At 54.4% G+C, this 15,988-nt stretch carries 14 protein-coding genes and 1 pseudogene; 11 read left to right on the top strand and 4 right to left on the bottom strand.

The features are described 5' to 3' along the window. Positions 1 to 6 precede the first annotated feature (6 nt). The 9 genes and pseudogenes from infB (at position 7) to mtr (ending at position 11,396) form a co-directional block, all read left to right on the top strand. A complete protein-coding gene (gene infB, locus LCD46_20025) occupies positions 7 to 2,697 on the top strand; it encodes a translation initiation factor IF-2 (GenBank protein UOY70293.1) in 2,691 nt (896 codons plus the stop codon). An 89-nt stretch (positions 2,698 to 2,786) separates the two neighbouring features. Continuing rightward, entirely contained in the window at positions 2,787 to 3,191 is a 405-nt protein-coding gene (gene rbfA, locus LCD46_20020; GenBank protein ID UOY70292.1) for a 30S ribosome-binding factor RbfA, read from the top strand. Beyond that, the gene (gene truB / locus LCD46_20015) at positions 3,191 to 4,141 is read left to right on the top strand and encodes a tRNA pseudouridine(55) synthase TruB (GenBank protein UOY70291.1); all 951 of its coding nucleotides are present in this window, start codon (positions 3,191 to 3,193) and stop codon (positions 4,139 to 4,141) included. Before rbfA ends, truB begins: the two co-directional genes overlap by 1 nt. 154 nt (positions 4,142 to 4,295) lie before the next feature. Next, positions 4,296 to 4,565 (top strand): 30S ribosomal protein S15, encoded by a 270-nt coding sequence (gene rpsO, locus LCD46_20010; GenBank protein UOY70290.1) that lies wholly within the window; start codon positions 4,296 to 4,298, stop codon positions 4,563 to 4,565. Positions 4,566 to 4,807: 242 nt separating this feature from the next. Continuing rightward, positions 4,808 to 7,004 (top strand): annotated as a pseudogene (pnp, locus tag LCD46_20005) (polyribonucleotide nucleotidyltransferase). 50 nt (positions 7,005 to 7,054) lie between these two features. Further along, positions 7,055 to 7,939, top strand: coding sequence for a lipoprotein NlpI (gene nlpI, locus LCD46_20000; GenBank protein ID UOY70289.1), 885 nt, complete (start codon positions 7,055 to 7,057; stop codon positions 7,937 to 7,939). Between the two features lie 107 nt (positions 7,940 to 8,046). Further along, complete coding sequence (yrbN, locus tag LCD46_19995) at positions 8,047 to 8,127, top strand: protein YrbN (protein ID UOY73011.1); 81 nt, start codon at positions 8,047 to 8,049, stop codon at positions 8,125 to 8,127. After that, positions 8,120 to 10,009, top strand: a complete 1,890-nt coding sequence (locus tag LCD46_19990) for a DEAD/DEAH family ATP-dependent RNA helicase (protein UOY70288.1) — start codon at positions 8,120 to 8,122, stop codon at positions 10,007 to 10,009. The genes yrbN and LCD46_19990 overlap by 8 nt, the downstream gene beginning before the upstream one ends. Positions 10,010 to 10,151: 142 nt before the next feature. After that, complete coding sequence (gene mtr, locus LCD46_19985) at positions 10,152 to 11,396, top strand: tryptophan permease (protein ID UOY70287.1); 1,245 nt, start codon at positions 10,152 to 10,154, stop codon at positions 11,394 to 11,396. Between the two features lie 57 nt (positions 11,397 to 11,453). On the opposite strand, the gene LCD46_19980 is transcribed toward mtr, so the two are convergent. The 3 genes from LCD46_19980 to LCD46_19970 all read right to left on the bottom strand — a co-directional run bounded on the left by LCD46_19980 (position 11,454) and on the right by LCD46_19970 (position 14,426). Next, positions 11,454 to 12,455, bottom strand: coding sequence for a luciferase-like monooxygenase (locus LCD46_19980; GenBank protein ID UOY70286.1), 1,002 nt, complete (start codon positions 12,453 to 12,455; stop codon positions 11,454 to 11,456). 89 nt (positions 12,456 to 12,544) lie between these two features. Beyond that, positions 12,545 to 13,423: a U32 family peptidase gene (locus LCD46_19975; protein UOY70285.1), complete on the bottom strand. Its 879-nt coding sequence runs from the start codon at positions 13,421 to 13,423 to the stop codon at positions 12,545 to 12,547. 7 nt (positions 13,424 to 13,430) lie between these two features. Continuing rightward, positions 13,431 to 14,426 carry a U32 family peptidase gene (locus LCD46_19970; GenBank protein ID UOY70284.1) on the bottom strand — a complete coding sequence of 332 codons (996 nt, stop codon included), beginning with the start codon at positions 14,424 to 14,426 and terminating at the stop codon, positions 13,431 to 13,433. Positions 14,427 to 14,637: 211 nt separating this feature from the next. Between LCD46_19970 and LCD46_19965 the strand changes: the two genes are divergently transcribed. Beyond that, positions 14,638 to 15,162, top strand: a complete 525-nt coding sequence (locus LCD46_19965) for an SCP2 domain-containing protein (protein ID UOY70283.1) — start codon at positions 14,638 to 14,640, stop codon at positions 15,160 to 15,162. After that, positions 15,156 to 15,659, top strand: a complete 504-nt coding sequence (locus LCD46_19960; protein UOY70282.1) for an N-acetyltransferase — start codon at positions 15,156 to 15,158, stop codon at positions 15,657 to 15,659. Before LCD46_19965 ends, LCD46_19960 begins: the two co-directional genes overlap by 7 nt. Here the strand turns inward: LCD46_19960 and LCD46_19955 are convergent. Further along, positions 15,646 to 15,975, bottom strand: coding sequence for a GIY-YIG nuclease family protein (locus LCD46_19955; GenBank protein ID UOY73010.1), 330 nt, complete (start codon positions 15,973 to 15,975; stop codon positions 15,646 to 15,648). The two genes, LCD46_19960 and LCD46_19955, sit on opposite strands and share 14 nt — an antisense overlap. Between the last annotated feature and the right edge of the window lie 13 nt (positions 15,976 to 15,988).

Here is a 15,988-nt window from a genome sequence, read left to right as displayed (position 1 = left end):
AACAGCATGACTGATGTAACTGTAAAATCGCTGGCTGCTGAGATTCAGACCTCCGTGGACCGCCTGGTACAGCAATTTGCTGATGCAGGGATCCCGAAGTCCGCTGATGACTCGGTGACCGCGCAAGAAAAACAAACCTTGTTAACGCATCTGAACCGTGAACACGGTTCGACGCCTGACAAGTTAACGCTGCAACGCAAAACGCGTAGCACGTTAAACATCCCAGGTACCGGCGGCAAAAGCAAATCGGTACAAATTGAAGTCCGCAAGACGCGCACCTTTGTAAAACGTGATCCGCAAGAGGCAGAACGCCTTGCCGCGGAAGAGCAGGCACAGCGTGAAGCGGAAGAACAAGCTCAGCGTGAGGCGGAAGCAACCGCTAAACGTGAAGCAGAATTAAAAGCTGAACGTGAGGCCGCAGAAAAAGCGAAACGCGACGCAAGTGATAAAGTGAAGCGTGACGCTGCGGAAAAAGACAAAGTGAGCAATCAACAGACAGACGAAATGACCAAAACCGCCCAGGCTGAAAAAGCCCGCCGTGAAAATGAAGCTGCCGAGCTGAAGCGTAAAGCGGAAGAAGAAGCCCGTCGTAAGCTGGAAGAAGAAGCACGTCGTGTGGCTGAAGAAGCACGTCGTATGGCAGAAGAAAACGAGAAGAACGGTGTTGATACCGCTGAGCAGTCTGAAGATACCAGCGACTATCACGTGACCACTTCTCAGCACGCACGTCAGGCTGAAGATGATAACGACCGTGAAGTTGAAGGCGGTCGTGGTCGTGGTCGCAATGCGAAAGCAGCGCGTCCGGCGAAAAAAGGCAATAAACACGCCGAGTCTAAAGCTGACCGTGAAGAAGCGCGTGCAGCGGTACGTGGTGGTAAAGGTGGCAAACAGCGTAAAGGTTCTTCTCTGCAGCAGGGCTTCCAGAAGCCAGCTCAGGCCGTTAACCGTGACGTTGTGATTGGCGAAACCATCACCGTTGGCGATCTGGCGAACAAGATGGCAGTTAAAGGCTCTCAGGTCATCAAAGCGATGATGAAGCTGGGCGCAATGGCGACCATCAACCAGGTTATCGACCAGGAAACCGCACAGCTGGTTGCCGAAGAGATGGGCCACAAAGTTATCCTGCGTCGTGAAAACGAGCTGGAAGAAGCGGTAATGAGCGACCGTGACACCGGTGCAGCGGCTGAACCGCGTGCGCCAGTGGTGACCATCATGGGTCACGTTGACCACGGTAAAACCTCTCTGCTCGACTACATTCGTTCTACGAAAGTGGCCTCCGGTGAAGCGGGTGGTATTACCCAGCACATCGGTGCTTACCACGTAGAAACTGACAACGGTATGATCACCTTCCTGGATACCCCAGGCCACGCCGCGTTTACCTCAATGCGTGCTCGTGGTGCTCAGGCGACAGATATCGTTGTTCTGGTTGTTGCTGCTGACGATGGCGTTATGCCACAGACTATCGAAGCTATCCAGCACGCGAAAGCGGCGGGTGTGCCGGTCGTGGTTGCAGTGAACAAGATCGATAAGCCAGAAGCGGATCCGGATCGTGTTAAAAACGAACTGTCCCAGTACGGCATCATGCCAGAAGAGTGGGGCGGTGAAAGCCAGTTCGTACACGTGTCTGCGAAAGCAGGTACTGGTATCGACGAGCTGCTGGACGCGATCCTGCTGCAGGCTGAAGTTCTGGAACTGAAAGCGATCCGTAACGGTATGGCGAGCGGCGCTGTTATCGAATCCTTCCTGGATAAAGGCCGTGGCCCTGTAGCTACCGTTCTGGTTCGCGAAGGTACGCTGCATAAAGGCGATATCGTCCTGTGTGGTTTCGAATACGGTCGTGTTCGTGCGATGCGTAACGAACTGGGTCAGGAGGTCCTGGAAGCAGGTCCGTCCATTCCAGTGGAAATCCTGGGTCTGTCCGGTGTTCCGGCTGCCGGTGATGAAGTGACCGTTGTGCGTGACGAGAAGAAAGCGCGTGAAGTTGCACTGTATCGTCAGGGCAAATTCCGTGAAGTTAAACTGGCTCGTCAGCAGAAATCTAAACTCGAGAACATGTTTGCCAACATGACCGAGGGCGAAGTTCACGAAGTGAACGTTGTTCTGAAAGCCGACGTTCAGGGTTCTGTGGAAGCGATCTCCGACTCCTTGCTGAAACTGTCCACCGACGAAGTTAAAGTGAAGATCATCGGTTCTGGTGTAGGTGGTATCACCGAAACTGACGCAACCCTGGCTGCAGCGTCCAACGCCATCCTGGTTGGCTTCAACGTGCGTGCTGATGCTTCTGCTCGCCGCGTGATCGAAGCGGAAAGCCTGGATCTGCGTTACTACTCCGTCATCTATAACCTGATCGACGAAGTGAAAGCTGCGATGAGCGGTATGCTGTCTCCTGAGCTGAAACAGCAGATCATCGGTCTGGCTGAAGTACGTGACGTGTTCAAATCACCGAAATTCGGTGCGATCGCGGGCTGTATGGTTACCGAAGGTATCATCAAGCGTCACAACCCAATCCGTGTCCTGCGCGACAACGTGGTTATCTATGAAGGCGAGCTGGAATCTCTGCGCCGCTTCAAAGATGACGTGAACGAAGTCCGTAACGGTATGGAATGTGGTATCGGCGTGAAGAACTACAACGACGTTCGCGTTGGCGATATGATCGAAGTGTTCGAGATCATCGAAATTCAGCGTACCATCGCTTAATGACCGATTGTAGGCCGGGATCGCCTCGCGCCACCCGGCAATAATTTAAAAAAGGGGCTTTAGCCCCTTTTTTGTCTGGAGAATTTATTATGGCGAAAGAATTTGGTCGCCCTCAGCGCGTAGCGCAGGAAATGCAGAAAGAGATCGCCCTCATTCTGCAACGTGAAATTAAAGACCCTCGCGTGGGTATGATGACCACCGTGTCTGGCGTAGAAATGTCCCGTGACCTGGCGTATGCCAAAGTGTTCGTGACTTTCCTGAACGATCAGGATGAAGCCGCAGTTAAAAACGGTATCAAAGCCCTTCAGGAAGCCTCTGGTTTCATCCGCTCTCTGCTTGGTAAAGCGATGCGTCTGCGTATCGTGCCTGAGCTGACCTTCTTCTACGACAACTCGCTGGTCGAAGGTATGCGTATGTCTAACCTGGTAACCAGCGTGGTGAAACATGACGACGAACGTCGTGTTAACCCAGCGGACGACAGCAAGGAGGACTAATGAGTCGTCCTCGTCGTCGTGGTCGCGACGTGCATGGTGTGCTGCTGCTGGATAAACCCCAGGGCGCTTCCAGCAACGACGTGCTGCAAAAAGTTAAGCGTATTTTTAACGCCAACCGTGCGGGCCACACGGGTGCGCTGGACCCTCTGGCAACCGGTATGCTGCCGGTTTGCCTGGGGGAGGCGACAAAGTTTTCCCAGTACCTGCTCGACTCCGATAAGCGTTACCGCGTTATCGCCAGACTAGGACAGCGTACGGATACTTCCGACGCGGATGGTCAGGTGGTAGAAGAGCGTCCGGTGACATTCAGCGCGGAACAGCTTGATGCTGCGCTGGAGAGCTTCCGTGGGGACACGATGCAGGTGCCGTCGATGTATTCGGCGCTGAAATATCAGGGAAAAAAACTCTACGAATATGCGCGCCAGGGCATTGAAGTCCCGCGTGAAGCCCGTCCCATAACTGTGTATGAACTGCTGTTTATTCGCCACGAAGGGGATGAGCTGGAGCTGGAAGTACACTGTTCGAAAGGCACCTATATTCGTACCATCATCGACGATCTCGGTGAAAAACTGGGCTGTGGCGCGCATGTTATCTACCTGCGCCGCCTTGCGGTGAGTAAGTATCCAGTAGAGCGGATGGTGACCCTTGAACATCTTCGCGCGTTGGTTGAACAGGCTGAAGCCCAGGGGATTGCTCCGGCAGATTTACTGGATCCATTGCTGATGCCAATGGACAGTCCGGCAGCGGACTTCCCTGTTGTTAATCTTCCTTTAACATCGTCCGTTTACTTTAAGAACGGAAACCCCGTTCGTACGGCTGATGCGCCGCTGGAAGGTCTGGTACGCGTGACTGAAGGTGATGAAGGCAAGTTTATTGGGATGGGCGAAATGGATGGTGAAGGGCGCGTTGCGCCGCGCCGTCTGGTCGTCGAATACCCGGTAGAAGCGTGACGGCGATAACGGCTCACCTTGCGATAAGCTGGGGAGGCGAGTAGAATATTGCCGCTTAACGTCTGGTAAATTGTTTAACAATTTGCGGGGCGTACATTGGATTGCTGAATTAGAGATCGGCATCCTTACATTCTTTATACTTTGGAGTTTTAAAATGTCTCTAAGCGTTGAAGCTAAAGCTAAAATCGTTTCTGAGTTTGGTCGTGGTACTAACGACAGCGGTTCTACCGAAGTTCAGGTTGCACTGCTGACTGCACAGATTAACCACCTGCAGGGTCACTTTGCAGAGCACAAAAAAGATCACCACAGCCGTCGTGGTCTGCTGCGCATGGTTTCTCAGCGTCGTAAACTGCTCGACTACCTGAAACGTAAAGATGTTGCACGCTACACCGCGCTGATCGAGCGTCTGGGTCTGCGTCGCTAAGTCTTGCGAGTTTCAGAAAAGGGGGCCTGATGGCCCCTTTTTTCAACCAGACGGCAGCAATTCACTGGAAACTATTGTATTGTTGCTATAAATGATCTTCATTGCAGAGGTTCGCGCGGCTAATGAGAGGCTTCACCCATGAGGGTGTCGGTTGTCATTAGTCGCGAGGATGCGAAGAAGGTCGGGTTAAATCGACAGCACGCCGTGGGTGTGCTGTCAAACATTTAAGAAAGGACAGAACTTTGCTGAATCCGATCGTTCGTAAATTCCAGTATGGTCAACATACCGTCACGCTGGAAACCGGCATGATGGCACGTCAGGCTACTGCTGCCGTTATGGTAAGCATGGATGACACCGCGGTATTCGTGACCGTAGTGGGCCAGAAAAAAGCAAAACCAGGTCAGGACTTCTTCCCGCTGACCGTTAACTACCAGGAGCGTACTTACGCTGCCGGTAAAATCCCAGGTGGTTTCTTCCGTCGTGAAGGCCGTCCAAGCGAAGGCGAAACCCTGATCGCGCGTCTGATTGACCGTCCAGTTCGCCCGCTGTTCCCGGAAGGTTTCGTGAACGAAGTTCAGGTTATCGCGACCGTTGTTTCCGTTAACCCACAGGTTAACCCGGACATCGTAGCGATGATCGGTGCATCTGCTGCCCTGTCACTGTCTGGTATTCCATTCAATGGCCCAATCGGTGCCGCGCGCGTAGGTTACATCAACGACCAGTACGTACTGAACCCAACTCAGGAAGAGCTGAAAGAAAGTAAGCTGGACCTGGTGGTTGCAGGTACTGAAGCGGCTGTCCTGATGGTTGAATCCGAAGCTGAACTGCTGAGCGAAGACCAGATGCTGGGCGCCGTGGTCTTCGGTCACGATCAGCAGCAGGTTGTTATCCAGAACATCAACGACCTGGTGAAAGAAGCGGGTAAACCACGTTGGGACTGGCAGCCAGAAGCGGCAAACGACGCACTGAATGCACGCGTTGCTGCACTGGCAGAATCTCGTCTGAGCGATGCGTACCGTATCACTGACAAACAGGAGCGTTACGCTCAGGTTGACGTGATCAAATCTGACGTTACCGCTGCCCTGGTTGCTGAAGACGAAACGCTGGACGCTAACGAAATTGGCGAAATCCTGCACGCAATCGAGAAAAACGTTGTTCGTGGCCGCGTTCTGGCTGGTGAGCCGCGTATCGATGGCCGCGAAAAAGACATGATCCGTGGTCTGGACGTTCGTACTGGCGTACTGCCACGTACTCACGGTTCTGCATTGTTCACCCGTGGTGAAACTCAGGCGCTGGTGACGGCAACTCTGGGTACTGCCCGTGATGCACAGATCATCGACGAACTGATGGGCGAGCGTACTGACAGCTTCCTGTTCCACTATAACTTCCCTCCGTACTCCGTAGGTGAAACCGGTATGGTGGGTTCGCCGAAGCGTCGTGAAATTGGTCACGGTCGTCTGGCGAAGCGCGGCGTGCTGGCAGTGATGCCAGACGCAGACAAATTCCCGTACACCGTTCGTGTGGTTTCTGAAATCACCGAATCTAACGGTTCTTCTTCTATGGCTTCCGTGTGTGGTGCCTCTCTGGCGCTGATGGATGCAGGCGTGCCAATCAAAGCCGCTGTTGCGGGTATCGCAATGGGTCTGGTGAAAGAAGGCGACAACTTTGTTGTTCTGTCTGACATTCTGGGCGACGAAGATCACCTGGGCGATATGGACTTCAAAGTAGCGGGTTCCCGCGACGGTATCTCTGCACTGCAGATGGATATCAAAATTGAAGGTATCACCAAAGAGATCATGCAGGTTGCTCTGAACCAGGCTAAAGGTGCGCGTCTGCACATCCTGGGCGTGATGGAACAGGCGATTAACGCACCGCGTGGCGATATTTCTCAGTTCGCTCCGCGTATTCACACCATCAAGATCAATCCAGACAAGATCAAAGATGTTATCGGTAAGGGCGGTTCTGTTATCCGTGCTCTGACCGAAGAAACTGGCACCACCATCGAAATCGAAGATGACGGTACAGTGAAGATTGCTGCAACCGATGGCGAGAAAGCGAAATTCGCTATCCGTCGTATCGAAGAAATCACCGCAGAAATCGAAGTGGGCCGTATCTACGCTGGTAAAGTGACCCGTATCGTTGACTTTGGCGCGTTCGTTGCCATCGGTGGCGGTAAAGAAGGTCTGGTTCACATCTCTCAGATCGCTGACAAGCGCGTTGAGAAAGTGACCGATTACCTGCAGATGGGCCAGGAAGTACCGGTTAAAGTTCTGGAAGTTGACCGCCAGGGCCGTATCCGTCTGAGCATTAAAGAAGCAACCGAGCAGTCTCAGCCAGCTGCTGCGCCAGAAGCACAGGCAGCAGAACAGCAAGGCGAGTAAGTTGCCATTTGCCCTCCGCTTTGCGGAGGGCCTATTATCAGGCAGGACGCCTTGTTAAGCCGCCGGGGGACAGGACGTTCATCCAATAGTTGTCTTCGGGAGTGGGAAATGAAGCCTTTTTTGCGCTGGTGTTTCGTTGCGACAGCTCTAACGCTGGCAGGATGCAGCAACTCTGCCTGGCGTAAGAGCGAAGTCCTCGCAGTGCCATTGCAACCGACTTTGCAGCAGGAAGTGATTCTGGCACGCATGGAACAAATTCTTGCCAGTCGGGCTTTAACCGATGACGAACGCGCACAGCTTTTATATGAGCGCGGAGTGTTGTATGATAGTCTCGGTCTGAGGGCATTGGCGCGAAATGATTTTTCACAAGCGCTGGCAATCCGACCTGATATGCCTGAAGTATTCAATTACTTAGGCATTTATTTAACGCAGGCAGGCAATTTTGATGCTGCCTATGAAGCGTTTGATTCTGTACTTGAGCTTGATCCAACTTACAACTACGCGCACTTGAATCGCGGTATCGCATTATATTACGGCGGTCGTGACAAGTTAGCGCAAGATGATCTGCTGGCGTTTTATCAAGACGATCCTAATGATCCTTTCCGTAGCCTGTGGCTTTACATCGTTGAGCGGAAGCTCGATGAGAAGCAGGCAAAAGAGGCACTGAAACAGCGCTTCGATAAATCGGACAAGGAACAGTGGGGATGGAACATTGTCGAGTTCTACCTGGGCAACATTAGCGAAGCAACGCTGATGGAACGCCTCAAGGCGGACGCAACGGATAACACCTCGCTCGCTGAGCATCTCAGTGAAACCAACTTCTATTTAGGTAAGTACTACCTAAGTCTGGGGGATAAGGACAGCGCTACGGCACTGTTCAAATTAGCGGTTGCTAACAACGTACACAACTTCGTTGAGCACCGTTATGCATTGTTGGAATTATCGCTCTTGGGCCAGGAGCAAGACGACCTGGCAGAATCGGACCAGCAATAGCTGACGACATAAACATCAGCCCGTAATCTTTTGATTGCCATCACCTTAACTGGTGAGGGCGTTGTTGTTCGTCAATACATCTAATTTGAGCCGGTTCACACTTTTCAATGAAAATTGCAGATCATTTTCACGATGAGCTAAGTAGACTGGCCGCCATTGACATTGAGGCACTCGTACTACATGGCTGAATTCGAAACCACTTTTGCAGATCTGGGCCTGAAGGCTCCTATCCTTGAAGCCCTTAACGATCTGGGTTACGAAAAACCATCTCCGATCCAGGCAGAATGTATCCCACATCTGCTCTCTGGTCGTGACGTGCTGGGCATGGCCCAGACTGGTAGCGGTAAAACTGCGGCGTTCTCGCTGCCGCTGCTGAACAACATTGATCCGGACCTGCGTGCACCGCAGATCCTCGTCCTGGCTCCAACCCGTGAACTGGCTGTTCAGGTTGCTGAAGCAATGACGGAATTCTCTAAACATATGCGCGGCGTAAACGTGGTTGCCCTGTACGGTGGCCAGCGTTATGACGTGCAGTTACGCGCCCTGCGCCAGGGCCCACAGATTGTTGTCGGTACGCCGGGCCGTCTGCTGGATCACCTGAAGCGCGGTACTCTGGACCTCTCTAAACTGAGCGGCCTGGTACTGGATGAAGCAGATGAAATGCTGCGTATGGGCTTCATCGAAGACGTAGAAACTATCATGGCGCAGATCCCGGACGGTCATCAGACCGCGCTGTTCTCTGCAACCATGCCAGAAGCGATTCGTCGCATTACCCGCCGCTTCATGAAAGAGCCGCAGGAAGTGCGTATTCAGTCCAGCGTCACCACTCGCCCGGACATCAGCCAGAGCTACTGGTCTGTATACGGCATGCGCAAAAACGAAGCGCTGGTACGTTTCCTCGAAGCGGAAGATTTTGATGCGGCGATTATCTTCGTTCGTACCAAAAACGCGACCCTGGAAGTGGCTGAAGCGCTTGAGCGTAGCGGCTACAACAGCGCAGCGCTGAACGGCGACATGAATCAGGCTCTGCGTGAGCAGACTCTGGAGCGTCTGAAAGACGGTCGTCTGGATATCCTGATTGCAACCGACGTGGCAGCACGTGGTCTGGACGTTGAACGTATCAGCCTGGTTGTTAACTACGACATCCCGATGGACTCCGAGTCTTACGTTCACCGTATCGGCCGTACCGGTCGTGCGGGTCGTGCGGGTCGTGCTCTGCTGTTCGTTGAGAACCGTGAGCGTCGTCTGCTGCGTAACATCGAACGCACCATGAAGCTGACCATTCCAGAAGCTGACCTGCCAAACGCAGAACTGCTGGGCAAACGCCGTCTGGAGAAATTCGCCGCGAAAGTTCAGCAGCAGCTGGAAAGCAGCGATCTGGATCAGTACCGTGCACTGCTGTCGCAGATTCAGCCAACCGCTGAAGGCGAAGAGCTGGATATGGAAACCCTGGCTGCAGCACTGCTGAAAATGGCGCAAGGCGAACGTAGCCTGATCGTGCCACCAGATGCACCAATGCGTCCTAAGCGTGAATTCCGTGACCGTGACGATCGCTTCGAACGTCGTGGCGACCGTAACGATCGTGGCCCACGTGGTGACCGTCCAGAGCGCGGTGGTGAAGACCGTCCACGTCGTGAGCGTCGTGACGCGGGCGACATGGAGCTGTACCGCATTGAAGTGGGCCGTGATGATGGTGTTGAAGTTCGTCACATCGTTGGCGCGATCGCTAACGAAGGCGACATCAGCAGCCGTTACATTGGTAACATCAAGCTGTTCGCATCCCACTCTACCATTGAGCTGCCAAAAGGCATGCCGGGCGAAGTACTGCAGCACTTTACTCGCACCCGCATCCTGAACAAGCCGATGAACATGCAGTTGCTGGGCGATGCACAGCCACGTCCTGACCGTGGCGGCGAACGTCGTGGCGGTGGTCGCGGTTTCGGTGGTGAGCGTCGTGAAGGCGGTCGCAGCGAAGGTCGTGGCGGTGAAGGTCGTCGTTTCTCCGGCGAGCGCCGTGAAAACCGTGGCCCACGTCGTGACGAAGGTTCAAGCCGTCGTCGTGACGCGTAAGCCTTACGCCACTGACGTAAAGTAAAATATACAGCCCCGATAAACGCTATCGGGGCTTTTTTTATTTCTTTTGTACTCCTGTACTGGTACAGTGCTGCACATTAAAATGCATCACCGCATTATTGACTGGAGAAATGGCTGTATGGCGACACTAACCACCACCCAAACGTCACCTTCGCTGCTTGGCGGCGTGGTGATCATCGGCGGAACCATTATTGGGGCCGGGATGTTCTCCCTGCCCGTGGTCATGTCCGGTGCGTGGTTCTTCTGGTCGCTGGCGGCGCTGGTCTTTACCTGGTTCTGTATGCTCCATTCCGGGCTGATGATCCTCGAAGCGAACCTGAACTACCGTATTGGTTCGAGCTTCGACACCATTACCAAAGATCTTTTAGGTAAAGGCTGGAACCTGGTGAACGGCCTCTCCATCGCGTTTGTGCTTTACATCCTGACCTACGCCTATATTTCAGCAAGCGGCTCGATTCTGCATCACACCTTTTCGGAGATGTCGCTGAACGTTCCGGCGCGTCTGGCGGGGCTGTGTTTTGCCCTTGGCGTGGCGTTTATCGTCTGGATGAGTACCAAAGCGGTGAGCCGCATGACGGCGATTGTGCTGGGCGCGAAGGTCATCACCTTCTTCCTGACCTTCGGCAGCCTGCTGGGGCACGTCACTCCCGCTACACTGTTTAACGTTGCCGAAGTGAATACCTCCTATACGCCGTACCTGCTGATGACGCTACCGTTCTGTCTGGCGTCGTTCGGCTACCACGGCAATGTGCCGAGCCTGATGAAGTACTACGGCAAAGATCCGCGTACGATTGTGAAATGCCTGGTCTACGGCACGCTGCTGGCGTTGGGTCTGTATGTGATTTGGCTGCTGGGGACGATGGGTAACATCCCGCGTCCGGAATTTATCGGCATTGCGCAGAAGGGCGGTAACATCGATGTGCTGGTGCAGGCGCTGAGTGGTGTGCTGAACAGCCGTAGTCTGGATCTCTTGCTAGTGGTGTTCTCCAACTTTGCCGTGGCGAGCTCTTTCCTCGGCGTAACGCTGGGCCTGTTTGACTACCTGGCAGATCTGTTTGGCTTTGATGATTCTGCTATGGGGCGCTTCAAAACCGCGCTGCTGACCTTCCTGCCACCGATTGTGGGTGGCCTGCTGTGGCCGAACGGCTTCCTGTACGCCATCGGCTATGCCGGACTGGCGGCAACCATCTGGGCGGCAATTGTGCCGGCGCTGCTGGCGCGAAAATCACGTAAACGCTTCGGTAGCCCTAAATTCCGCGTCTGGGGCGGCAAGCCGATGATTGTGCTGATTCTGGTGTTTGGTGTTGGTAACGCGCTGGTGCACGTGCTGTCGAGCTTTAACCTGTTGCCTGTATATCAGTAAACGCCTCTTTTCACCCTCTCCCACCGGGAGAGGGCCGGAGTAACAAAACACACTTCCCTACATTTCTTCTTTCACCTGCATCGCCAGCTCAAACGAATGCAAACGCGCCTGGTGATCGAAAATCTGGCCGTTAACCATAATCTCATCTGCCTGCGTTTCACGCAGCACCGCTTCAAGCCCGTGCCGCACTTTCGCCTTATCGCCCACCAGAGACATGCTCAGCGCCTGCTGCACGCCATACTGCTCGGAAGCGGACCACAGCTGATGCATATTCTCCACCGGCGGCGGGAGTTGACCCGTCTCGCCGCGGCGCAGCTTCACAAACGCCTGCTGCATGGAGGTGAACAGGAATTCCGCGTCGCGATTGCTGTCGGCGGCAATGATGTTGATACACACCATCGCGTACGGTTTTTCCAGACGTTCAGATGGTTTGAAGTTCGTGCGGTAGAGATGCAGCGCCTGATGCAGCATATCCGGCGCGAAGTGTGAGGCAAACGCAAATGGCAGCCCCAGCTGTGCGGCAAGCTGTGCGCTGTAGAGGCTTGAGCCCAGCAACCACACCGGGATCTTCTCGCCGTAGCCCGGAACCGGGCGCACGTGTGGGTTCGGGTCCCGCGCATCGAACCAGTCCACCAGTTCCGCCACATCGCGTGGGAAGTTGTCGATATCCCCACTCATATGGCGACGTAGCGCGCGCATGGTCGGTTGATCGCTGCCCGGCGCACGGCCAAGCCCTAAATCAATGCGCCCTGGATAGAGGGTATTGAGCGTACCAAACTGCTCGGCAATCACCAGGGGCGCATGGTTCGGCAGCATGACTCCACCGGATCCGAGATGCAGCGTGGTGGTGTTCGCCGCCAGATAGCCAATCAGTACTGATGTCGCGGCACTGGCGATACCCACCATATTGTGGTGTTCCGCCAGCCAGTAGCGGTGATAGCCACGTTTTTCGGCAAGAAGAGCAAGATCCAGAGAGTGGGAAAAGGCCTCGCCCGCTGAGGAGCCTTGTGGTATCGGCGCCAGATCCAGCACCGAAAACGGAATGGTTTTATCAGTCATAACAGCTCACTTTGTCGACGGTGAATCTTTTAATAGTGCATTAAAAATTAATAACCGTTGTTAACAAAGTGAGCCTTTACACTTTATCGCTATGCCTGCAGTTCCAGCCCGGCGAGGCGCTTCCAGTAACCGTTGCAGTCGCTGTTAGCGGTCAGCGGCAGCGGAGATGTCCCGTTTTCATTGGCGCGGAAGGCGTCCAGCATTGCGAACACGCTGGTATCCAGCGGCGACAGTCGCACCATGTCTACCAGCCCGTTCATCGATGCCAGCTCATTGCCCAGGTTATAGACATAACCGCTCATGGTCTGAATACCGTTCAGAACAAATACCTGCTGATTCTCCTGAGACAGCATGCTGCGCCCGTTCGGGTACTTGATGCAGCAGGTTTCGCACTCGTCTTTCGGGCGATCTTCCGAGCGCGCGGTAAAGCAACGGGCAGAGTAGGCCAGCGGCAGGTGGCCGTAACTGAGCACTTCCACTTCAAACTGATTGCGAATGCCTAACTCTTCGCACTGAGTCAGCAGGTTTACCAGCCAGTCGCGGGAGAGTTCTACCGGCATGCACCAGCGCGTCATCCCCTGTTTGAGCAGCAGACGCAGGGTGACGGCGTTATAGCAGTTCAGCGCATGACCCGCGACAAACGGCAACTTGCGTTCAGCGCACATGTTCACCACGCCCAGATCGCTCGCTTCCAGCAGGAACTCGCCGTTCTCAACATAACGCTTCAGTTCTCCCAGTTCGGAAGAGGCTTGTACCAGTGCGAGCGTTGAAAGCACCACCTGTTTGCCGCTTCCGGCCAGGTTTTTTGCCATATCCAGCCAGTCGCCGACCTTAGTGGCGCGGCGTTTGCTGCACACGGCTTCACCGAGATAAATCACATCGGCACTGCTGGTGGCGGCCTGTTGGTAAAAATCTTCCAGCGTTTCTTTTGACCAGTAGTAGAGCACCGGCCCTAATGAATATTTCATGGTTATCTCACTGCCATTTACGGTGATACGCGCCAAGCGTGGTTTGCGTGCCTTCGGACATCGAGCCGAGCGTCTCCATCCAGGCCGGTTGTGGGGCGTAGTTCTGCGGATCGGCCATGCAGCGGTCGATGGCCTGACGCCAGACTTTCGCCACCTGGCTCACGTACGCCGGGCTGCGCTGGCGACCTTCGATTTTTACCGAGGCAATATTGGCCGCCAGCAGTTCCGGCAGCAGTTCCAGCGTGTTGAGGCTGGTGGGTTCTTCCAGCGCGTGGTAACGCTCGCCATCGACCAGATAGCGACCTTTACACAGCGTCGGATAGCCAGCGTTTTCACCATCCTGATAGCGGTCGATCAATACTTCATTCAGACGAGACTCCAGCCCCTGCGGCGTTTGCTGCCAGCGAACAAATCGGGCAGGGGAGCAGGCCCCGACGGTATTCGGCGATTCACCGGTTAAATAAGAGGAAAGATAGCAACGGCCTTCAGCCATGATGCACAGGCTACCAAAAGCAAAAACTTCCAGCGGCACTGGCGTGACGCGCGCGAGTTGCTTAACCTGATGAATAGAGAGCACGCGCGGCAACACCACGCGGGCCACGTCAAAGTGTTGATGGTAAAAACGTACGGCCTCTTCGTTAGTGGCAGATGCCTGAACAGAGACGTGGCGCTCAATATGGGGATAGCGTTCTGCCGCATACTCAAGCATAGCGAGGTCGGCCAGGATTAGCGCATCCGCACCCAGTTGTGCCGCCATATCCACCGCACGCTGCCAGCGGGCATAGCCATCAGGATGGGCAAAAGTATTGATGGCGATATGCAGTTTGCGGCGGTGCTGGTGAACGAAGTTAACGGCTTCCTGAAGCTTTTTCTCCGTAAAGTTGAGGCCAGCAAAATGGCGGGCGTTGGTGTCATCTTTAAGCCCGATGTAGACCGCATCGGCCCCATTTTCGATGGCCGCCTTAAGCGCCGGCAGGTTTCCGGCTGGGCAGAGCAGCTCCATAATTTATCCTGATGTAGTCGATCGCAAAATTGTTAACGAGCTGGGATTTTAATTAACCCATACGCGACAATTTTTGATTTAAGGCAGCTAATGGCGTATTGATGGCACCAATAATGAGGTACGGCGGACGACGGTTTGTTGATTTACGCCGCTATGTTGCGCTTCGGATATGGCAAAATAGCAGGACTATAGATATGAGGGAGTAAAGCTCGTGCTGGATAAACTGCGTTCACGTCTCGTACAATTTGGTCCATCAATGCTGAGCGTGCCGGTCAAGCTGGCACCGTTCGCGCTTAAACGCCAGGTGCTGGAGCAGGTCCTGAGCTGGCAGTTCCGCCAGGCGCTGCAGGACGGCGAGCTGGAGTTCCTGGAAGGCCGCTGGCTAAGCATTGAAGTGCGTGACATCGGGCTACGCTGGTTTACCTCCGTTGAGAATGACCAGCTGATCGTACGTGAATCCGCTGACGCGGATGTGAGCTTTAGCGCCAACGCCAGCGATCTGCTGATGATTGCCGCGCGTAAGCAAGATCCGGATACGCTCTTCTTCCAGCGTCGTCTGGTCATTGAAGGCGATACGGAGCTGGGCCTGTACGTTAAGAATTTAATGGATGCCATTGAGCTGGAGCAGATGCCAAAAGCGCTGCGTGTCATGTTGATGCAAATGGCAGATTTCGTTGAGGCTGGGCTGAAGAGCCCGCCGGAAAGCAAACACACTTCAGTAGGTGAGCCATGCTGATTCGAGTTGAAATTGGGATTGATGCGCCGGGGATCGATGCGTTGTTACGCCGTTCTTTTGAGAGCGATGCCGAGGCCCAACTGGTCCACGATCTCCGTGAAGACGGCCTGATTACGCTGGGGCTGGTTGCTACCGATGACGAAGGTCAGGTGGTCGGCTATGTGGCCTTCAGTCCGGTCATCGTTCAGGGCGAAGATCTTCAGTGGGTGGGAATGGCACCGCTGGCGGTAGATGAAAACTATCGCGGGCAAGGGCTGGCACGTCAGCTGGTCTATGAAGGGCTGGATTCGCTCAATGAGTTCGGTTATGCAGCCGTTGTCACGCTGGGCGATCCGGCGTTCTATGGACGATTGGGCTTTGAGCAGGCCGCGCATTACGATCTGCGCTGCCGCTGGCCGGGTACGGAATCTGCTTTCCAGGTCCATCGTCTGGCGGACGACGCGCTCAACGGGGTCAATGGCCTGGTCGAGTACCACGACCATTTCAATCGCTTTTAATCAGGTGCTCGCGTAGCGCCTCAAACGAGCCGTCTCCGCTCACGAGGCGCTCTTTCTGGCGCTTCGTCAATTGCTTAATACGGTATTCCAGTCTTAGCGCCAGCGATCTGTCACCAACAGGTGCTGAAAAGGCGAGTTGTAGTTCTCCTTTCCCCCGCAGTGCTTTTGCCCCTTTTCCCGTTTGATGTTGTAAAAAACGCCGCGCCACATCGGTAGTGATCCCGGTGTAGAGTGCGTTATCAGCGGTTCGGACAAGATAGAGAAACCAGCACACGGTAAACAGATTCAGTATGTTAAGGTGAACGCACCATAGCATGAGAGAGAATGAA

Source organism: Enterobacter ludwigii, assembly GCA_023023105.1.
GTDB classification, from domain to species: domain Bacteria; phylum Pseudomonadota; class Gammaproteobacteria; order Enterobacterales; family Enterobacteriaceae; genus Enterobacter; species Enterobacter adelaidei.
This window is presented reverse-complemented; position numbering and strand designations above follow the sequence as displayed.